The organism is Streptomyces sp. NPDC050388 (assembly GCF_040655635.1).
Classification (GTDB): Bacteria; Actinomycetota; Actinomycetes; order Streptomycetales; family Streptomycetaceae; genus Streptomyces.
In genome coordinates this window covers 185,235-205,101 of sequence record NZ_JBFAKH010000002.1, presented here as the reverse complement: position 1 = coordinate 205,101, position 19,867 = coordinate 185,235, and the positions used below count along the sequence as shown (strand labels likewise).

The window sequence follows — 19,867 nt, the reverse complement described above, 5'->3', positions numbered from 1 at the left end:
CGGCACCGGCCACCGGCACCGCCGCCCGGGAGCGGCGTCAGGCCGCGGCGCGTTCCTCCGCCAGCAGGCGCCCGATGTCCCGTACCGCCGCCCGCCCGGCGCGGTTGGCCCCGACGGTGCTGGCCGAGGGGCCGTAGCCGACGAGGTGGACGCGGGGGTCGGCGACCGCCCGGGTGCCCTCGACGCGGATGCCGCCGCCCGGCTCCCGCAGTCGCAGCGGAGTGAGGTGGTCGATGGCGGGACGGAACCCGGTGGCCCACAGGATGACGTCGGCCGCCACTCGTCGCCTCTCCGTCCACTCCACTCCCTCCGGCGTGATCCGGTCGAACATCGGCTGCCGGTCCAGGACGCCGTCGGCGAGACCCCGGCGGATCGCGTCGTTCAGCGGCAGTCCCGTCACCGAGACGACGCTGCGCGGCGGCAGCCCCTGCCGCACCCGCTCCTCGACCAGTGCCACGGCTGCCCGTCCCGCCTCCTCGTCGAAGGGGCCCTCGTGGAAGACCGGGGGCCGCCGGGTCACCCAGGTGGTGTCCGCCGCGTGGGGGGCTATCTCCAGCAGATGCTGGGTGGCCGAGGCGCCTCCCCCCACCACGACCACCCGCTGACCGGCGAACGCCCCGGGGCCCGGGTACTGAGCGGTGTGCAGCTGCCGTCCCAGGAAGGTCTCCTGACCTTCGTAGCGCGGCCAGAACGGCCGGTTCCAGGTGCCGGTGGCGTTGATCAGCGTCCGTGTCGACCAGGCGCCCGCCGAGGTCTCCACGAGCAGCCGCCCGCCGGTTCCCTCCCGCACCGCCCGGACCTGCACCGGTCGCCGTACCCGCAGGTCGAACGTCCGCTCGTAGCGGTCGAAGTACTCCGTGATGACCTCGGAGGACGGACGGGCCGGATCGGCGTCCGTGAGTTCCATGCCGGGCAGCGAGTGCATCCCGTGCACCTTGCCGTACGTGAGTGAGGGCCAGCGGTACCGCCAGGCGCCACCGGGGCCGGGGTTGTGGTCGAGCACCACGAATTCGCGGTCCGGCTCGAACCCGGTGCGCCGCAGGTGATAGGCGCTGGACAGTCCTGCCTGCCCGGCGCCTATGACGACTGCCTGGACCTCGGCCACCTCAGCCCCGCTCATGTAGTTCATATTTCTACTAACGCCGCTAGGGGGACGCATCTTCCCGCGAACCGTTGCCGCCACTCGGAGGCCTCCTTCTTCGAAGACCCCGGGCCCATGGGCCAGGATGGAAACCATGTCAGATGCCTTCACCACCCGGATCCTGAACGTCGCCACCGGCTCCGCGGAGCGGGTCGCCGACATCACCGGCGACTGCGAGTCCTTCCTGCGGGAGGTGGCGGCCGGCCGCGACGGACTGCTCAACCTCTTCGTGCCGCACGCCACCGCCGGCATCGCCCTCATCGAGACCGGCGCCGGCAGCGACGACGACCTCCTGGCCGCCCTGCACACCCTGCTGCCGGCCGACGACCGCTGGCAGCACCGCCACGGCAGCCCCGGCCACGGCCGCGACCACGTCCTGCCCGCCCTCGTCCCGCCGCACGCCACCCTGCCCGTACTGGGCGGCCGGCTGGAGTTGGGCACCTGGCAGTCCGTGTGCCTGGTCGATACCAATAAGGACAATGTCAACCGTCAGGTGCGGCTGAGCTTCCTCGGCTGATGCGTCTGGCGGAACTGTAGCGTTGAATCCCGGCCGCACGGCATACCTCTTGGCCCGCGCGTAGGGGAGTGGGTTGGCTCCCAGCGAGACTCAACCCACGGCTGCTGAGTCCGCTTGGCCTGCACCGGGACCTGCACCATCTTCGTGACCCAGTGCTACGTCTGCTCACAGTTTCAGGCGCGTGTGTTACAGAAGGTGATATTCCTGACTGGCTGGCCGCCGGGCCTGTGCGCGCTGCCCTGGCTGAGTCCTGCCCTATCTGGGGATCGTCCGGTCTGATGCCATGGCTGAAAGACCGGATTGCGACACTACCGGGATGGGGGCGCTGTGGGGACATCCACGCGATGGAAGGGACCGAACGGCGACCGGTGGAGCTCCGCCGCGAGGCGGCTGGCGCGCTGGCGAGACGGCTCGCGAAACGCGGATCAGCGGCTGGAGGAAATCGCCGCAGACTATCTGCGTGCGCTGCACGAGACCCTCCGTGTCGATCGATCGGCTTTCGGGTTGTACGACACAGCTTGTGCGGCCGGTGAACGGCTCGCCGATGCTTTGGGCTCGCTGGCCGCCGAGGGCGTGGAGTCGGCAGACGTGCTCGTCGCACGTCTCGTCTCGGAGGTCGGCGGAGACGGTGGCACACTCGCCGACGCCGCGGTGCGCAGGGGGGGTGGCCGCGGCGATCCGCGATATCCGGGACATGCATCCCGAACTGGACGATGCCATGGACGGGGGTGCCGCGGGTGGCGGCTTCGCCTGGGACATCCTGTGCGATCTCTACCAGCTGTTCTTCGCCGACATGGTGGGGGAGTTCCTCCGGTCCGTTGTTGCCGAGCACGTCGCAGTGGCCGTGCCGGTGCTTATCGCGACTGATCCGGAAGGCAGGATTGCCGACTGGGTCGCGGAGACTGTCGTAAGCCTGGTGCCGAATCCCTGCGAGGAGTCCGCCGAAGCGACGGATCTCGCGCAGGCCGCGGACACCGCGCAGGATCCGTTGGCCGCTCTGCCCAGGACTGCCGAGTTACTGGTACCGAAGGCGGTCGGCAAGGTGCTCGGCCTGATCACCGATGAGGTCACCGGAGAGGGGGAGGCCGCGGCATGACCGGTCACGACTATTCCCTGTGGTGGCGTGGCCACCGTGGGGATCGGCCGCGCGGTGGCCACTGGAGGGAAATCGGCGAGGAAGCCTTCCAAGAGAAGGAACGCCGTGTCATCGGCCGGCATCATCTGCCCGGTCCGGTTCCCGACTGGGCCGAGGACCTGTTCCGCGTCGCCAGAGCCGCGTTCATCGCCGACAAGTACGTACGCCGGACCGGCGTCCGGGACCGCTGGACCCGCCGCATCAGCCTCGACGTGCCCGTCACGGAACATGAGCGGTGGCAGAGCGCGATTGTCCGTAGCCACCTCACCGTACTACTCCAGATCCTCACGGGGGACCTCTGGAATGTGGACTTCCGCCCCCTCACCGGTTATCAGGTTGAGGAAGCAATGATCTTCCCCGACGACCCGCGGGCCTCGGAAGTCGCACTGTTCTCCGGTGGACTGGACTCCCTCAGCTGGGCCGCCACACGCTCGCGCGCCGACGATCCCCGGCCGCTGCTGCTCGTGATGTTCCGTGAGATCGGCCTGCTGCGTCTCCAACAGCGGGTGTACAAGGCTGTTGAGCGGCTCGATGGACCACGGCGGGTGATGCTGCTACCGATGAGTCAAACCCCGGCGGGCGACGGCTCCCGTCTGCGGCTGGAGAGCTCCTCCCGCACCCGCGGCCTGCTGTACGCGGCCGGTGCGATCCGCGCCGCGGTCGCGCACGGAGTGGACACCGTCCACATCCCCGAGAACGGCCAGCTCGCGATTAACCCGCCCCTAACGCCAGCACGTTCGGCCGCCTGCTCCACCCGTTCCGTGCACCCGTGGACACTGAACCGTCTGAACGCCCTGATTGCCGCCGTGGGTGACGTTGGCAGCGCGGTACAGGTCGTCAACCCCTTGGCGCAACTGACCAAGGGCGAGGTGTGCCAGGTCGGCCGTGATGCGGGCCTTACCCCGTCCGACCTGGAATCCACCCTGAGCTGCGGCAAGCCGCCCGCCCGCCGCAGCGGCGGCCCTCCCATCGCAAACTGCGGCGTTTGCTTCCCGTGTCTGGTGCGCCGCTCCGGGCTACTTCACGCAAACGGCACCGACGACACCCGGTACGAGGCACTGCCATGGGCGGGCGACCTGCCCCCCGACCGGGGCGCCGACTGGCGCGCACTACAGCGATGGCTGCTCGGCCGATACACCCTTACGGACGTCCTCACTGATAACCCGCTGCCACAGGACTCGGACCCAGCCATGGTGTTCGATCTGATCAAACGCGGGCGGAAGGAACTGGCCCGGCTGCTCCAGTTCTCGCATCCGGCAAAAGCCGCTGCCGCGGCGTAGGTGACATTGATCTCGCACCAGGCCACTTTGGTGGTCATGGGCCGGTACCCATGACTCCGTCGGTGACGGTTGCGGCGGGGCAGCCTGTTGGGCCCTTCCTCTGTGCGGTGGACATGCCTCGAGGTGTTCCTACGTCTGACCCGACAGGTCGTCCACCAGAAGGTCGAGGGTGACCTCCTCATGGAGCGCAACGCCGAGGGCGGTCATGGCAGGGGCGAGATGCTGGTCCCAGGCTGCGCTGACGTGCTGGCCGTCGAGCGGCAGCTGTGGGATTCCCTCGCGCTGGCTGCGAGCGGCCAGGTGCTCGTAGTCCTCGGCGCCCATGCGCCATGGCTGGGCTCCGAAACGGCGGATGATCCGGTTCGCCAGAGCGATGCCCGGCCAGTCGAAGTCGCCGTGGTACGCGAAGCGGCAGCCGGCGGTGGCGAGAGCGTCGAGAAGTGTGAGTACCACGGTGGCGGCGCTGCCGGAGGTGCATACCAAGGGCCGGACGCAGGCAGCGTCCGCCGCGGCTTCCACCACGCGCGGGTTCTCGCAGATGTGGATCACTGTTCCGGCAGGCAGCCGCAGCTGCAGGTCATGCAGGTCCCGCAGTGTGAGATGGGCTTCGGCATGGTGGATGGCCCGCTCTCGCAGAGCCTGCTCCCGCCATCCCCCACCGACGGGCCGCAGTCCATAGGTCAGCACTGTGCTGGAGACCTCGTCCGGTGTGACGGACACCAGCCGCCACAGTGCGCGTCGGTCGGCCGCGTCGCCGGGGAACTCGGTGCCGTGGGCGAGGGCGATACCGCGTTGGACGAGGCGTGCGAGCCAGGTGCCGTCGTCCAGGCCGTGTGCGGACCCGGTTGCCATGGCGGCGAGTTCTCCTCGGCCTCGGGTGCCACCCTGCTCCGGGCCGAGCAGTACCGTCAGCACCGTGACTGCCTGTTGGAGCGTTCGTACCGCTGCTTCGGGTGGTACACCTCTCGGAACGCCGGTACGGCGCAGCAAGTCGTACCACTGTCGGGTCCAGTCCTGGCCGGCGAGCGGAGAGGCGTCCAGCGCCGAGCCGAGTGACGACCAGATGTGCTCGCGCCGTGCCGTGACGCCCGCACGGACGGCACGGCGGTCGGTGAGGGGAGGGCCGAGTTCTTTCATGACGTCCCTGAGACCGAGTCCGGCCGCCGAAGCGCGCAGCCGGGCGTCGAGCACATCAAGCCGCACGGTTACGGCAGCACCCGTGACAGGTTTGCCCAGCAGGAGTGAAAGGGCTTTGCGTTCCTGGGTGTCCACCGCAGTCAACCGGAGTGAACCGGTGGCCTGCACGCCGTTGCTCTCCAGGCGCTTGCGTACTGCCTCCCAGAGCCGGGTGAGCCCGGCCCCGGCGAGCCATTCCTGTGTGGCCGCGGGCAACTTGCTCATACGGACACCAGACGCCGGTGCCGGCCGTTCCAGGTGTAGTGCAGGGTGGCCACCCCGCGCACATGGGGATCACGGAGGCACTCGTAGATGTGCAGGGACGGCACCTCCGGCCAGTTGCCCATGAGCCGTTCACTGGTGAGGACGAAGTCGAGATCGAGATCGACGAGGATCCGTCCCAGCCGCCCGTGGGTGGGCTCGTCGACCTTGGCGAAGGCGTCGTCGAGCAGGATCAGCCGTGGCGCGTGGGGTGCCGACTCGGCGAGGCTGGTGAAGTGGGCGGCGGCCGCGGCGAAGAGCACGAGGTAGGAGAGCACCCGCTGCTCGCCCTGGCTGAGCCCGGTGCGGCCGGTCAGTTTCCGCCTGCGTCCCGGGGCGGCGTCCTCGACCACGAAAGTGTGGAAGCGGAACCAGTCGCGGTAGTCCAGCGCGGTCCGCAGGTGGGCGGCGTAACCGGCTGAGGCGTCGGCCCGTCGGGCATCCTCGATCCGGCGTTGCAGCACCTCGCGGAGCTGCTCGGTCTGCTCACGCGTGCGCAGGCTCGACGGACTGCGCAGCAGCTCCACGGCCGCCCGCACGTCCGCGTCCACGTCCTCGTCCAGCTTCCACAGCAGCTCCACGCCGAGACCGTGGGAGGTGCGCACGCTCCGCAGGGTGTCGTTGAGGGCCGCGACCAGGTTCGCCGCGGTGATGACCTGTGTCGAGAGATGGTCGCCCAGCTCGCCGGTCAAGAACCGCTGGAACACCTCGCGTTCGCGTTCGGTGAGCCGCCCGCGGGCCTCTGCCGCCTGGACGGCGATTCGCTCGCCCACGGCCGCGACATCGTGGGAGCCGTGGTCGTCGATCAGGCGGCACACCTTGATGCCGTCGCGCTCCTCCAGCTGAGCGTCGTAGCCGCCGGCCAGCTGGTCGCGCAGGTCGGTATGCCGGTTGAGCAGGGTGCTGTCCGACACCTCGCCCTTCGGTCGGCCGAGAGCCCGTTCCACGGCGTCAGCCAGCGCCCGCAGGGCCCGCAAACGGCTGCGGACGTCCGAGCCGGGGTCATCCGCCACGTCTTCGGGCAACGAGGACCGGTCCAGCCAGGCGCCGCGCACCACCTCTGGTCGGCCGAGTGCGCCGCGAAGGCTGCTGCCGGTTGCGATGACCGCCGTCTCCTGGCCGGCCAGATCTTCCCGCAGGCGTTTCTCCTCCTCTTCCGCGCGCACGCGCAAGTCGTGGAGGTCGTTCCGGGTCCGTTGTGCCGCCGGGACGGCCTGGGCGGCGTGCGCGATGCGTTGCCTGGCTTCCTGCTCGCGGGTGAGGATCTCTTCTTCGGTCAACCCGATGGCCTCCTCACGGGTGCGCAGATCCTGTTGCGCGGTACGCAGCTCGGTGAGGCGGAGCCGGTAGTTCTCCTCTGCTGCCAGGCGGTCCTTCCGGGCGCGTTCGTATCGTTCGGCATCGGCATGATGGGCGCCGAGCCGCTCGCCCGTGCTGCCGCTCGCCCTGCGAAGACGCCCGATGCCGGTGAGAAGGGCAGCCAGCGCGGTGCGTACGCGTTCCAGCTCGACGGGGTTACTGGGCAGGTCATGGGCGGTGGCGGCGGCGTCCGCCTCGGCGCGTGCGGCTACGGCGAGAGCGCGGGCCTCCTCGGCCGACCGGGCCGCACGGGTTGCCTTGGCAGTCAGGTCACGCAGTGTCCTCTCGTCCGTCCCAACCCTGCTCCAGGCGTCGGCGAGACCTCGTGCCCGGGGGAAGTCCTGCTCCGCGAGCCTGAGAGACCGGCGTCGGCCATCGGTCTCGGTGAGTTCGTGACGGGCGTCGGCCAACCGCTGTTCCGTCTGTGTGAGCTGCTCCTCCAGCTCGGCGAGGATGCGCCGCCGGGTCTCGGCGCGTACGGCGGCTCCCACGTACTCGGCGTCGGTTTTGTGGTGTCGGCCGCTGAGGATGCCCAGACGCCAGCTTCCGTCGTAGTACACCGCGTCATGAGCAGTCGTTTCCGCGGCCGGCGCGAGCGCGATGGTCGTCAGCAGGTGTTCCACCTGTTCGGCCGTGACCCCGCACCCCGGTTGCGGCGCAGGGCGCAGGACCGAGGCGAGGGTGGGTCCGTCCGGCAGCGCGTGGCCGGGACGTAGCAGAGTGTCACGAGTGCCGGGATCGACAAGGGCGCCGTCCGCGCCGACCCACGCGTCCAGGATCCCGCTGGCTTCGAGTGCCGCTTCCAGACCGGCCCGGTCGGCGGGCGTCAGGTCGTCCGTGAAGTCCACCAGCCGGTAGACGGGTGCTCCGCTGCCCGGTGTCCTCTCGGCGACGCGGTGATAGGGGATCGGCGGTTCGGGGTCGGTACGTCGCTCCCAGTCCCGTTTCTGACGTGCCACGCGGTCGTGCTTTTCGCCGAGCCGGCCGACGGTGAGCGCCAGGGCATCCCGGCGCGCGGTGAGTTCTTCGCCGTACGGCTCCAGTGCGGCATGGGCGGCCTGCCACGCTTGGCCGTCGATGTCGGGCGGGAGCGTGCGGTCCGCGAACGGGGTGTCGGCGGAGCTCTCGCAGGCGACCGCTGTGTGGACGGCGATCAGCGGCGGGCAGTCGGACCCGACGGCGGTCTGCGTGCGTGCTACCCACTCGGCGACCCGGCGGGCATAGGCACCGCTTTCCTCTGCGACCTTTTCGCGGTCGGCCTCGAGACGGCCGGCGGCCTCTTCCGCCTCGACCTCCCACCGTTCCCGCTCGGTGTCGGCCTGCACCGCCCGGCTCCGGGCCTCCTCGGCCCGCGTGGTGAGGCGCGTCACCTCCTGGACCATCCGGGTCCGGTTCTTCACGACCGTCTCGGCGTCCTCCAGCTGCCCCTGCCAGGACAGCAGTCCGTCCTGCACCGTGGCCGTGTCCACGCGGACGGCCGACCGGTGCTGCACGATGTGCGTCTCCCCGTCCGGAGCGGTCAGCTGCGTCTCGACGGCCTGGGAACGGACCGTGCGGGGCAGGGCGACTGCCTCGCCGAGATGGCCGGGGGGAAGCCCGGCCTTCTCCGCCTGCGTCAGCAGCTCCCGGTGTTCGGTGCCCAGTTCGGCGAGCCGGCTCCCGAGGTGTTCGACACCGTCGGCCAGCCGCTCGGCCGCGCCCTCCTCCGCGTCGTGTGCGTTGCTGAGGGCGGTGAAGGCGGCCCCGGCGGCGGTGTGCAGCGCCTCCACCGTGCTGCGGCGTTCCGACAGTTCGCGCAGACTGCGGTAAGCGTGGCTGGCGTGCAGGGCGGCGAGGCCGGTCCGGGCGGCTTCTTCCTCTTCGCGCAGGGTTTCCAGCCGGGCTTCCGACTCCTCCTCCTGCGTTCTCAGCTCGCCGGTCCGCTGTGCGGCGTCTCCGGCCGCCCGGCGTCGCTGCGCGAGGATTTCCAGCTCCCGGCTCACCGCCTGCGCCGAGGTGCGCAGGACACCGGACAGGTAGCCGCGGTAACTGGTGAGGAAGGTACGCAGTGCCGTATCGGTGCGCTCCAGACGGCCGAGTTCGTCGCGTACGGCGTCGAGGTCGTGGAGGTTGCGCGCGACCTTCTCGACCACGTCCTCGTCGAGTCCCGGCAGGGTCTCGCTCAGCAGGGAGGCGAGTCCTCCGTGCTCGATGCGGTCCCCGACCGTGGGCCGCCGCAGCCGGTGGAGGAGCTGGGTGAGGTTGCGGTAGCGGGTCGCGTCGGTGATGCCGAACAGCTCCCGGGCCACCCGCGAACGGTGGACGACCGCGCGGTCGGTGACGTTGTCGGAGCCGACGATCTCCTTGAGCCGGTCGACCGGCAGGGGCCTTCCGCCCTCGACCAGGTGCAGGTCCTCACCGACGCGCAGCGGGGTGACGAAGAATGTCGGCAGCGCCTTCTGCGTCGACTTCGAGGCGCGGATGGCGGCGCCGAGGGTGAGGTGGCGGTGGCCGCCGCCGTCGGTCGTGCCCCGGAATTCCCCCCACAGGTAGCCGAGACGGTTGGTCTGCTCGAACCCGTCCAGCATCAGCCAGGCGAGGGTGGTCCGACCGGTGCCTGTCGCGTCCAGTGCTCTTGAGTCGCCGTCCAGCAGATACGGGAGGAGCATTTCCAGGGCCTTGGACTTGCCCGCGCCGTTCTTGCCGCGGAGCAGCAGTCGTCCGTCGCCGAAGGCGAACTCCTGCTCGTCGTACTGCCAGACGTTCTGGATGCCCGCGCGGTGCAGCCGGAAGCGGGTGCCGGCGGTCGTCGCGGGGCCGGAACGCGGCAGCGGGACGAGGCCACGCGCATCGGTGGTCACAGCGGCAACTCCTCCTGGACGTCGGCGCCCTTTCGGGCTGCGGTGGCCGGGCGCATGGTCACGTGGGTGGCGTAGCGTGCCGCCGCGGCCAGCAGCACCCAGCCGTCGCCGCGGGGACGTGCTCCGCGGACATCGGTCACGGTGCGTCCTTCCGGTGCATCTTCGGCGTACCCCTCCGGCAGGCCGTCTCCCTTGGCACGCAGCCGGTCGGTCCGGGCCATCAGCCGCATGCGGGCCAGCAGGTCCAGCACGGCCTCCCGCAAGGCCGGGATGTCCTCCAGGTAGCCGCGCTGCCAGTTGCTGCGCTGTCCGTATTCGGCGACCAGTTCGGCCAGCAGCTCGTCCATGAGGCCATCCGGGACAGCCACCCCGATGACGAGCGTCCCTCCGGTCGCCGGGTGTCCGGGCTCCTGCGGCCGAAGCCGCTCCACGAGTCGTTCCACCAGCAGCAGCGCGGCCTGCGCGACCGTCCCGGTGCCCGGCAGGTGCAGATCCGTCAACTCGTCCTCGGGGTCCACCAGCGCCACTCCCTCGGCGCGGATCTCCATCTCCAGGCCCAGAAGTTCGGAGAACGCCTGCGCTTCGCGGCGCTGCCGGGTGCGCAGCCAGTCGCGTTCGGCGTCGGTCAGCTCGTCGAGGTAGACGACGGGTGTCTCGACGAGCATCCGGCGCACATAGGTGCGAGGTCCGCCGAATCCCGGGTCCGCTGCCCGCCGGACCAGGTCGGCGCCGTCACGGGCCTGGGCGAGCGGGCCGGCGACGGCGACGCGGGCCAGCTCGCGGTTCACTGTGATCAGGGCCTCTCCGCCCGAATCCTGCGCGAGCGCGGCCACATGGCCTTCGGTTTCGATCAGGACGCCCCACTCGACGAGCTGCCGCAGAGCTGCGACCAGGGTCCGTTTCCCGGCGGCCCTCCCTGTCCCCTCCAGCTCGATCTCCGCGTCGGCCGCGGCGGCCTTGATGTCGGCCACCAGCTGTGACAGCAGCAGTTGTTCGGGTGCGGTCACCAGCACGGACAGGGCCAGCGCGAGGCAGGCGTACGTGTGCGGGGTGAAGGGGGTGCCGGTGGAGCGCTCCAGCCGGTGGCCCGCGCCTGCTCCCAGCCCCGCCTTGAGCAGCCGGGCGTAGGAACTGTCGACCAGCAGGCGGTAGCCGAGCACCTGCTGGAACCGCTTGCCCAGCCAGTCGGCATGCCTGCGGATCAGCGGGAAGAGGTCGGAGTGCGGGCCGTCCGAGGTGACCAGCGGGTGGGCGAGCAGCAGCCGGGCGGCGCTGCGGCGCTCGGCGGCCAGGGCGACGTCGTGTGTCGAGGGGAGGGTCATGACACGCTCACCTCCGCATCACTGTCGGCCGCGTTGGCGGAGGTACGGCCGACGTCCAGTTCCAGGTCGTCCAGCAGCAGGTTGCCGTCGGCCGAGTGCAGGACGCACTGTGCGCCTGCTGTGCGTCGCACGGTGAGCCGGATGCCTAGCTCGGCGTTCTCGCTGTGCGCCTGGTCGAGGCCGAATTCCGTCGCGTCCGTTCCGTTCGTGCCGGCGCGACGCCTCAGCTGCGCGTTCCCGAGTGCGGTGGCCAGCAGTTCCAGGAGCAGACCGAGCGCTGCGGAGGTGAGGCGTACCTCGGCGAACCGGCCGGATGCGCTGCGCAGTTCGTCCGCCGCCGCTGCCCGGGCCGCCGCCCGCTCACGGGCGGCCTCCCGCAGCCGCCGCTTCTGCGCGGAGTGGTCCTCCACCGCGGACGTCCGGCCCCGCTGGGCGCGGCTGCCCCTTTCCCGCAGGGCCACCGGAACCTCGACCACCGGGCCGGTCCACCAGCTCGTGTAGGCGGGCACCACCTCGTCGGTGGCCGGGGGTATGCCCAGATGGCGGGCGCCGTAGAGCCCGAAGGCGGCGACGGCGATGTCGTGCGCGTCCTGCGGCGCCGCTTCATCGAACCAACGGGCCAGCCGCAGCAGGTCCTTGCGCCGGGACATCTCCCCGGTGGCCGACCGCAGCATCCGTTTGGCGTTGGCGAGCAGCGACTGCAACGCACGCAGGGTGGCGTCCCGTAGTTGATCGACCTGGCTGCCCTGCCCGTCGGTGTCGCTGAACCAGCCGCGCAGGCCCTCCCAGTCCGCGTACTCGCGCCCACGGCTGCGCTGCACCCGTATCTCCAGGCGGCCCTCGCCCTGCGGCGAAAGCCCGGTGAGGCCCTGCGCATGGGTGTCCAGCCGGCCCAGTAGGCCCGGAAGGTGCGGCCACAGCGTGTCCAGTGCCGCCGAGATCCGGGGTGCGCGGAACGCCACGTCCTCTGTGATCGCCTCGACGTAGTCGAGCAGCAGCTCCTTGAAGCCCTGGTACTCGGCGCTGTCCAGGTCGTACCGGGCCAGCACCTGACCGAGGTAGGCGTAGAAGTCCCGCACGGAGTCCGCAAACTCGGTGAACTGCACGAACAGCGTGCTGACCCGCTCCAGCCCGTCCTGCGGTTCGATACCGCCCGGCGCGGTCACGAGGCCGGCCAGCTCCCTGAGCCCGCGCTCGACCAGCGCGAGCAGCTCGTTGCTCACCTCGCGGGCGGCGTCGACCTCGGCCAGGACCCCGTCGGCGTCCCGCTGAATGCGCTCGCCCAGCTTCGACAGCTGGTAGCGCGCACGGGACCGCTGGTACTCGCTGATGCTGGACGCCTTCACAGTGTGGCTACTGCGCAGCAGGTTGCCCCACCGCACCAGCTGTTCCAGCCGGATAGTGAGGGTATCGGCGTCAAGCCCAGTGCCAGGGCCCCCGGCGTGGCGCAGCTTCGCCAGGACGTCCGGGACGGCCAGGTCCGCCAGCAGGGTCCCGCAGAAGACCCGCATGATCGCGACGTGCTCCAGCCGCTCGGGCGCGCTGAGGTACGTGTACGCGTCCAGCCGCCTCCGCGCTCCGTCGTCGTCAGGGGCCGACGATGCGCCGGGTGCTGGTGCCTTCATATCGGCGATATTACGTGGGGTGTTCGGCCATCGCCGGTGTGTTGCTGTAGATGCTCCTGGGTTGTGCGGAAGCGGCTTCCGTATCCTCCTGACGGCCGGGGGGACATAGAAGCTGCCTCTACTTCCCTGCTGCCGCGGATACGGGCCGACGGCTGGTCAGGTCCGTCGGCACTGTTCGTGGGTTCGGCTACTTGTGCGGAGGCGTGGGCCAGGGTGTCCCGTTCGCGGCCGCGTCGAGGAGATCGCCGAGACGGAGCCAGGCAGTGGGTCCCGCGTAGCTGGCTGGGCTTGTCGCGAACCGCTGCCATGCTTCGGCGCGGTCGCCAAGGGCTGTGCGTACGACCGAGGTGACCGCTGGGTGCGCTGCCTGGCCGCGGGGTCCTCTGGCTTTGAGGGCGGTCCAGGCAGGCAGAGCGCGGATGAGCTCGGAATCGTCCGTTGGCAGGCTCAGCACGGTGCTTACCCAAGCCTCCCGGAGGTTCGGGCCGCCACCCAGGTGTCGGCGGAGGTTCCGGGTGAGGTCCAGCAGTGCACGCTGCGGGTCTGAGTGACGCTTCAGCACGTCGGCGAAGGACAAGTCACGGTGGTACGCACGGGACGCGAAGGACAGCAGGGCCTTCTCCACAACAGCATCGTCGCCTTCATGCCGTCGCAAGTACTCGTCGAGCACAGCGTCCGGAGCGTCCGCGAGATTCCGCACGGTGATCTGGTCCGGCTTGCCGAGGGATGCTGCGCGTGCCGGACCAGGATCCGGGAACGGCTCGGCGGTCATCCGCTCGACGCCGTCGAGGAGTTCACGAGCTTGCTGCGCGTCCGAGTCCAGCCCGTACCTGCCGTGGTCCCCACGCCCGGCCAGCCCTCGTTTCGCCTCCCGGCAGATCAGACGGGCCTTCTCCTTCACCTGCGGGGTAATTATCGGCAGGTGCTGCAACAGGTCGTGCACCCAGCGAAGCTCTCTTGCCGAGCGGACCGGCGACTTGGGGTCGGGTTCCCACAGCTCCAGCGCCACGGCCGCGTGCTCGGCGAAGTTTTGGGCCAGGGAGGTCAACTGGTCCGCGGAGGCTCGCCACGAACGAGGCTTCCCGTAGTGCCGTGCCAGGTCGGGGTTGAGGATGTACCGCCACCTGCCGTCTGCTGCAAGCGCAGCGCTGGATATGGCAGCCCGGCAGCCGTAGCGCAGACCGTACTTGTCATTCGTCAGGAGCTCGTCGATGTGCTCGCGCTGCCGGGGAGCGACTTCAGCCAGGTCATTCGCGAAGTGCTCTCGTACCTCTTGCTCCGTTGCCCCGTCCCGACGCATGCGGCACATCCGGGTGGTGAGTACGGAGAGCGGAAAGGACGCGAGGTCGTCCTGGGCGATCTCCTCAAGCAGTTCCGGCTCAACGTCCCAGGGGAAGCTGCCCAGCAAATGCTCTCGGATGACGTATCCGGCATCCTTGTCGTCGGACCAGTTGACGAGGAGCCGGTGGTGTTCGGGATGCGCGGTCAAGACCTGCTTCCACATGGTGCGCCAGGCCTGCTCGGCGGCTTTCAGCCGCTTCAGCCAAGTCGACGTGTCCTCACCGTCTTTCTCGTCGACGAGAGGGTAGGACGGCAGCAGATCGAGAGCTGCACTGATGACGGTGCTGTGCAGTCCCTGTTGCCGCAAGACCAGTTGGGCGTCCTTCGGCGTGTCGAGGAGCTCGACCGTCATGGGTCGCTGATGCGGCTTCCGCTCGCGCAGTGCCTCGGCGACAGCGTCAGCCAAGAGGTCGCTCGCCTGCGCCGAGCCGAGGCGGCCGAGCTGGACGGCGGTACAACGCCCCAGCGACTCATGCCGCAATTGCGGTGAGCAGGAGGCGTGTGAGAGAGCCAGTAGCGCCAGATCCATGGGTGGTCCGTAGAACGGATCCGACTGCGGCGGCATCCGGGCCAAGTCACTGTCAATCGCGGCTTTCAGCAGCCACCACGGGGCAGAGTCGCCGTAAGGGCCGCGCAACAGCGCTTCCAGCAACTGTCGTCGCTCCAGTCCCTCCTCCATCGACCGGGCTCGCTCGGCGGCCATCAGCGCGGGCGGGTCGTCTGCCCCGCTGTCCGCTGCGAGCGCGCACAGGAAGTTCAGGGGGAGACTGGGGGCGGATCCACCGCTGTCCATGAGGCTCCGATCCGTGTACGAGAAGTTGTCTGAGGGCTCGTCCGAGTCCCCGTCTGAGTGACTGACCGCCTTCTGATCGAAACGAGAGCCGCAGTACTTCGGGACGGGAGCGTCTCCTCATGGTGCAGCAGGGCACTGACAACGACGTCATCTACGGTCGATGCAGGCCGTACAGAGGTGAACCGTCCCGGGTGAGGTGGAGGCTCGATCCCATGTAAGGATCAGAGTCATGGCGCGTCTTTCCGCGCCCAGGGTGCAATGCCTACCGTGGGCGTCGCTTCGGCGGCACTGGACCGGGAATGACGTCGAGGTTCATGTGCTCCTTGAACAGATGCACCAGGTTCGCCCCGTCCAAGAGTTCCAGCCGCCCGTGCTCGTTGGCGAACGCCTCGCTGGCCCGGTCGAACCAGGAAGTCGTCACCAGGATGCCCCTTGGCCGCACGCTTGTGCTCCACCACGCCGGCGAGCGCGGAGACGGTAGCGCACCACCCTCATGCCCGCCGCAACGGCGGCCGACAGCGGTATCGCCCGCGGACTGCTGGAGGACAGCGAGCTTTTCTCTCTTCCCACAGTGAACGGGACAGCTACGCGGCACGGCTGGAGGAGCTGCTGGCTGGGCTGGAGTGGGCAGGCTTTGATCTGCCGGAGGCGTGGGACACCGACTTCGATCCGGAGCAGGGCGTGCAACTGTTCGCCATCCTCTGGCGGGGGGACGTGCGCTGGTTGTTCAGTACAGCCCTCATCAAGGTGTTCTGGCTCTGCAGCCCTTCGAGGACGTGATGGGAGACTGGTTCGAGTCCTACTCCCTGTTGGAGGAGGCCGTCGAGATACCCGGTGGGCCCCGGGCAGGAGGGCGTCACCGCTGTTGAGGCCGCTGCCGGGAAGGAGGGCTGCTGGAAGCTGCCCATGTGCGGGTTGCCGAGACGGCACCGCCTGAGGCCAAGCAGGAGTTCACACTGCGCAGGATCCACCGGATCTTCCAGCCGGCGGCAGCTTTCAGGGGTCTGCCGCTCACCGATGTGCTCCGGGAAGTCACCGAGAACGAACAATTGGGCAGCTACCTGCAGTGGGTGGTTGGCATGGCCGCCGTGATGTCGCGCCCGATGTCGTGCCCGCCGCAGCCGCTCTGGGCGTGGCCGCCTGGTGCTGGCGCAACAACACCGCGGTGGAAGCTCACTACCTGGAAACAGACGTACTGATGGCGCGCGTCAACATTGCCGTCACCCGCATCACCCAGCAGCACGTCTGCCCTGTCGAAGGCATCCACTGGGACGCCATCAAGGACGCTCTGACGGACCCGAAGTGGACTCTTCCCGACGGCACTTTGATCCGTTCCCTGTTCGGCGAGGGCTGGGCGGAAGTAGCCTCCACCGTCACAGCTGAACTCGATCGCTGGCGCAGGCTCGACCAGGAGGTACTCGGCCCCGAGACCACGTTGATCCTGATAAGCATCGGCGGCTCCACCAGCTACACCGGCTCCTGGTGGGGGCAGGGACGATGGCACAGCATGTGCTCTCGCGTCATCGACGACGCTCTCGCTGCCGGGCTGCCTTTGCCGGCGCCCTACGACCAGCGCGGCCGGGATGCTCTCATCCCGACCTCGACGAAGCGCCGGACCGGCTCCCTGACGCCGTCCTCGACTGGCTCATCGACCTCCCGGACGCCGGCATCGACGGGCCCTGCGGTTTGCGCATGAACGAGGTGACACGACCGCCCCAGCACTGCTGGGATCCCTACTGGCTCCCTGAGGGAGCCCTCTGAAGCTGAGGTTGCCCGACTGGTTCCGGGGCGACTTGCACCGCAGGTCCCCCACCTGGCTGTGATGACGGGCCTGTAGACGCTTGTTGTACTGTCCGAAGGCGGGTCTGTCCACGTCCCGGCACCGGTGCCCACTCGGCTTCCTGGCGTATCCGGCCTTGGGGAAGCCGCAGCCCGGCGGCTTCTGTCTCGGGCCCATGCCGGGCCTGACGAAGCACATCAAGGGGCGGTGCCACCGTTCTCGAAGAAGGAGTGCAAAGCCGCATCACCGACACCTGCAGGGCACCGCCCCTCAGGCCGGTACAGGTACCGAGACTCACCGAAGGACCCCTGAATGAGTGAGCACCCCCGACACTCTGCCCCCGCGGTGGCCTGTCCCTCTCGCCGCGCCCGCCCATGACCGCGCCCTGTTCGCGCGGGCGATGCGGGACATGCTCCTGACTTGGCATGCCCGCGGAATGCTGGCTGAACATGCCGTTGGCTACGTCCCTGGGCAGGGCACGGACAGGCGTGCTCCCCGGGAGGGCGCGGGTTGTGCAGCAGGGCGGTTGAAAGCTCCGGAATCACCTGGATCGCCTGCGCTCAGGATAGTTGGTGCGACAACGGCGCAGGCGCGAGAGAAATGATTGTCAGGGTGTCTCTATCGTCTTGGCCGAACGTAGTCGGCTCTGTGCCCCGCGTCCGTCAGCCGCCAGTGAGCAGGCGTTCGCGCTCGGCCGCCACGATTTCCCGCGCCAGTTCAGCGTCCGTGATATCGAACGCTTCCGGGGCGCTGTCGGCGGTTTCGGAGACGCGGGCGAACTCCGCGAAGAGTTGATTCTTGCGCGCCAGTATCTCGATGATGCGTTGGTCGACGCCTTCTTCGGAGAGCAGGCGGTGTACTTGTACCGAATTGAGCTGCCCCATCCTGTGGGAGCGGCCGATTGCTTGCCATTCGGTCGTCGGCTTGAGCTGGGGTTCGCAGATCACGACGACTGATGCCGCCTGGATGTTCAGACCTACGCCGCCCGCCACGATCTGGGTGACGAGGACGGCCCCGTGGGGGGCCTGGGAGAACTCGTCGACCATGCTCTGTCGCTTCGCGGCGGATACGGAACCGGTCAGGGGCCCGAAAACCTTCCCCGGGAGGACCGACGCCACTTCGTCGAGGACATTACGGAAGTACGAGAAGACCAGCACCTTGCGCTCGTTGTCCTCCGCCTCCTGGACGATGTCGATGAGGCGCTGCATCTTCTCGGATTTGACGCCGGCGAGCAAAGCGGCCTGGCGCATGGCCGCGAAATTGCCTTCGATGACAGCCGCTCGGTAGCGCTGCTCGTCGGCGCTGGACATCGGCATCCACTCGTCGACCTCGACCCGCTCCGGAAGTTCGGTGAGGACGTCTTCCTGGTTGCGCCGCAGGTAAGCCGGGGCCACCTGCTTCCGGAACTGGCGAGGAGCGAGCTCCGAGGCACTGATCGACAGGTCCGGCCGGAGGTAGCCGACGAGATTGCGGAATTCCTCAATCCTGTTCTCCAGCGGGGTGCCGGTCAGGAGGACTGCTCGCTCCGACATGTGGATGAGGGCCGTGGAGCGCCGGGTGCGCCGGGCATCCGGATTCTTGATGTAGTGCGCTTCGTCGAACACCAGGCATGCGGGTGCGGCGCGTTCGGGTATCCGTCCCTCCATCCAACCGAGGGTGTCGTAGGTGGTGACCGCGACTCCGCCGTTGCGGATCCAGGATTTCAGTGCGTCGTCGCGACCTGGCCCGTGCAGGCGGTACGCGCGCAGATCGGACTTCATCCGGACTTCGCGCACCCAGTTGGTCACAACGGCGGCGGGACACACCACCAGGAAATGGGAGGAGCCCTTGGCGTGCAAGTGGGCGAGCACGGCGAGTGATTCGACCGTTTTCCCCAAGCCCATCTCGTCGCCGATGATGACCTTCCGCTGCACGATCGCGAAGCGTGCGCCGAATGACTGGTACCCGCGGAGAGACGCCTTGAGATGGCTAGTGTCGAGCTTGAGGTCCCTGACCGCGGCGACGATCTCGGCCGGCAGGTCCCCTTGGCTCTTCTCGGCGTCGTCCGCCAGGAATCCGAGCTCCGCGAGCATCGCGAAGTAATCGGCCGGCCGGGCGCTGAAGTCCTCCCAGGGATCACCGTCTGCGACGTCAGCCCCACCGTCGAGCACCGCCCCGCGGCGCTCGACGGCCGCCAGCGCGGCACGCAACTCGGCGACGGTCCGGGCCTGGGGGACAAGAACCACGTTGGAGGTCCGGGGATCGAGACCCTGGAGGAGCGGTCGTACCGCGTCGGCGGCGGCGAGGTCCGCTGTCGCGCTGCGGATCGAGCGTGCCGCGTCCCACGCCCGCAGCGCCGTGAGGAGCTTCGTGGTGGCCTGGGACCGGTTCTTGATGTCGATGCGGACCGGCATCTCGTCCAGCGTGGTCTGCCAGATGGTCCGCGCGGCGCCGACCATCCGGTTGCCCGTCGTCTCACCGACTTTGGGAAGCGATCGAATCCGTGATCTCTGGTCGAGGACCTGCTGCACGTTCCCGATCCCGGCATCGATCAGCGCGTTGATGCGCAGCTGGCCGCTGGTTGCGTCCTTGAGCCGCTCGACGGGCATTTCGGCGAGCAGCTTGCGCACCTCAGCCTGCCGGACGGCATTGCCGGCGGCGCTGACTGCCGTCCTGAACTCGTTCTCGCGGTGCAGGGCCCGGTCCATCGCGGCGAGCGCGGTCCTGGCGGCGTCCAGTTCATGCCGTTCGACGAGTTCGGCCCGGGCGCCGAGGCGGTGGCCGAAGCCGACGGCGTCATCGAGGACGGCCGGGAGTCCGACCGAGGGGAAGGCACTTCCGCCCCGAGCCGCCAGGCTTTCCAGCTCGGTGACGAGCCGGGTGCTCGCAACCTGCTCGTGAAGCGAGACCAGGTAGGCCGCAGCCTGCCCCGCTTCGTTCTTGCGGCTCTTGCCCGAGAACATCCGGCGGGCACCGAACAGCGCCCGGACGGCCGTCAGCGCCCGGTCGGCGTCGCCGGTCAACTGGTGGATGCCCTGCTGGACAGGGGCACTGAGCTCCGGAAGAGCCCGGCGTCGGGCCAGGGAGGTCACCAGGTCGGCATCGGACGGCGTGAGCTGCAGTACGTGCCATGCGGTGCTGCTCCCGGTCCCGAGTGACGTCACGCGCCCGAGGAGCCGCCTGGCGGCGTCCTCCGCCGCTCTCTCGACCGGCTCACGCTGCTCGACGATCTGCACCGCGAGCTTGCGCCACCCGCTGATCTCCTCCACCACACCACGCAGGTGCTGACGTGCTTCTCGCTCCATTACCCCCGCCACT

At 69.2% G+C, this 19,867-nt stretch carries 13 protein-coding genes; 5 read left to right on the top strand and 8 right to left on the bottom strand.

Going from position 1 to position 19,867, the window contains the following annotated elements:
- Nucleotides 1–37 precede the first annotated feature (37 nt).
- A complete protein-coding gene (locus AB0I73_RS02400; RefSeq protein ID WP_363032917.1) occupies nucleotides 38–1,120 on the bottom strand; it encodes an NAD(P)-binding domain-containing protein in 1,083 nt (360 codons plus the stop codon).
- 115 nt (nucleotides 1,121–1,235) lie between these two features.
- On the opposite strand from AB0I73_RS02400, the gene AB0I73_RS02395 reads away from it, so the two are divergent.
- From AB0I73_RS02395 to AB0I73_RS02385, 3 genes are all read left to right on the top strand, one after another.
- Nucleotides 1,236–1,658 carry a YjbQ family protein gene (locus AB0I73_RS02395; RefSeq protein WP_363032915.1) on the top strand — a complete coding sequence of 141 codons (423 nt, stop codon included), beginning with the start codon at nucleotides 1,236–1,238 and terminating at the stop codon, nucleotides 1,656–1,658.
- Between the two features lie 664 nt (nucleotides 1,659–2,322).
- A complete protein-coding gene (locus AB0I73_RS02390) occupies nucleotides 2,323–2,754 on the top strand; it encodes a hypothetical protein (RefSeq protein ID WP_363032913.1) in 432 nt (143 codons plus the stop codon).
- Complete coding sequence (locus AB0I73_RS02385) at nucleotides 2,751–4,073, top strand: 7-cyano-7-deazaguanine synthase (RefSeq protein ID WP_363032911.1); 1,323 nt, start codon at nucleotides 2,751–2,753, stop codon at nucleotides 4,071–4,073. The genes AB0I73_RS02390 and AB0I73_RS02385 overlap by 4 nt, the downstream gene beginning before the upstream one ends.
- A 129-nt stretch (nucleotides 4,074–4,202) precedes the next feature.
- On the opposite strand, the gene AB0I73_RS02380 is transcribed toward AB0I73_RS02385, so the two are convergent.
- From AB0I73_RS02380 to AB0I73_RS02355, 6 genes are all read right to left on the bottom strand, one after another.
- Nucleotides 4,203–5,474: a TIGR02679 family protein gene (locus AB0I73_RS02380; protein WP_363032909.1), complete on the bottom strand. Its 1,272-nt coding sequence runs from the start codon at nucleotides 5,472–5,474 to the stop codon at nucleotides 4,203–4,205.
- On the bottom strand, nucleotides 5,471–9,709 hold the full coding sequence (locus AB0I73_RS02375) for a TIGR02680 family protein (protein ID WP_363032907.1): 4,239 nt from the start codon (nucleotides 9,707–9,709) through the stop codon (nucleotides 5,471–5,473). Before AB0I73_RS02375 ends, AB0I73_RS02380 begins: the two co-directional genes overlap by 4 nt.
- Nucleotides 9,706–11,031 (bottom strand): TIGR02678 family protein, encoded by a 1,326-nt coding sequence (locus AB0I73_RS02370; protein WP_363032905.1) that lies wholly within the window; start codon nucleotides 11,029–11,031, stop codon nucleotides 9,706–9,708. Before AB0I73_RS02370 ends, AB0I73_RS02375 begins: the two co-directional genes overlap by 4 nt.
- A complete protein-coding gene (locus tag AB0I73_RS02365) occupies nucleotides 11,028–12,656 on the bottom strand; it encodes a TIGR02677 family protein (protein ID WP_363032903.1) in 1,629 nt (542 codons plus the stop codon). The genes AB0I73_RS02370 and AB0I73_RS02365 overlap by 4 nt, the downstream gene beginning before the upstream one ends.
- Before the next feature lie 187 nt (nucleotides 12,657–12,843).
- Complete coding sequence (locus AB0I73_RS02360; protein WP_363032901.1) at nucleotides 12,844–14,790, bottom strand: hypothetical protein; 1,947 nt, start codon at nucleotides 14,788–14,790, stop codon at nucleotides 12,844–12,846.
- Between the two features lie 262 nt (nucleotides 14,791–15,052).
- Nucleotides 15,053–15,211, bottom strand: coding sequence for a hypothetical protein (locus AB0I73_RS02355; RefSeq protein ID WP_363032899.1), 159 nt, complete (start codon nucleotides 15,209–15,211; stop codon nucleotides 15,053–15,055).
- An 11-nt stretch (nucleotides 15,212–15,222) separates the two neighbouring features.
- Here AB0I73_RS02355 and AB0I73_RS02350 point away from each other — a divergent pair, with 11 nt between their 5' ends.
- On the top strand, nucleotides 15,223–15,570 hold the full coding sequence (locus AB0I73_RS02350) for a hypothetical protein (protein ID WP_363032897.1): 348 nt from the start codon (nucleotides 15,223–15,225) through the stop codon (nucleotides 15,568–15,570).
- A 286-nt stretch (nucleotides 15,571–15,856) separates the two neighbouring features.
- Nucleotides 15,857–16,486 carry a hypothetical protein gene (locus tag AB0I73_RS02345; protein ID WP_363032895.1) on the top strand — a complete coding sequence of 210 codons (630 nt, stop codon included), beginning with the start codon at nucleotides 15,857–15,859 and terminating at the stop codon, nucleotides 16,484–16,486.
- A gap of 746 nt (nucleotides 16,487–17,232) precedes the next feature.
- Here the strand turns inward: AB0I73_RS02345 and AB0I73_RS02340 are convergent.
- The gene (locus AB0I73_RS02340) at nucleotides 17,233–19,821 is read right to left on the bottom strand and encodes a DEAD/DEAH box helicase (protein ID WP_363032893.1); all 2,589 of its coding nucleotides are present in this window, start codon (nucleotides 19,819–19,821) and stop codon (nucleotides 17,233–17,235) included.
- Nucleotides 19,822–19,867 lie beyond the last annotated feature (46 nt).

Excerpts from the sequence above, each read along its gene's own strand:
- AB0I73_RS02380 (WP_363032909.1), bottom strand. The coding sequence starts at position 5,474 with ATGAGCAAGTTGCCCGCGGCCACACAGGAATGGCTCGCCGGGGCCGGG.
- AB0I73_RS02400 (WP_363032917.1), bottom strand. The coding sequence starts at position 1,120 with ATGAGCGGGGCTGAGGTGGCCGAGGTCCAGGCAGTCGTCATAGGCGCC.
- AB0I73_RS02395 (WP_363032915.1), top strand. The coding sequence starts at position 1,236 with ATGTCAGATGCCTTCACCACCCGGATCCTGAACGTCGCCACCGGCTCC.
- AB0I73_RS02385 (WP_363032911.1), top strand. The coding sequence starts at position 2,751 with ATGACCGGTCACGACTATTCCCTGTGGTGGCGTGGCCACCGTGGGGAT.
- AB0I73_RS02360 (WP_363032901.1), bottom strand. The coding sequence starts at position 14,790 with ATGGACAGCGGTGGATCCGCCCCCAGTCTCCCCCTGAACTTCCTGTGC.
- AB0I73_RS02365 (WP_363032903.1), bottom strand. The coding sequence starts at position 12,656 with ATGAAGGCACCAGCACCCGGCGCATCGTCGGCCCCTGACGACGACGGA.
- AB0I73_RS02370 (WP_363032905.1), bottom strand. The coding sequence starts at position 11,031 with ATGACCCTCCCCTCGACACACGACGTCGCCCTGGCCGCCGAGCGCCGC.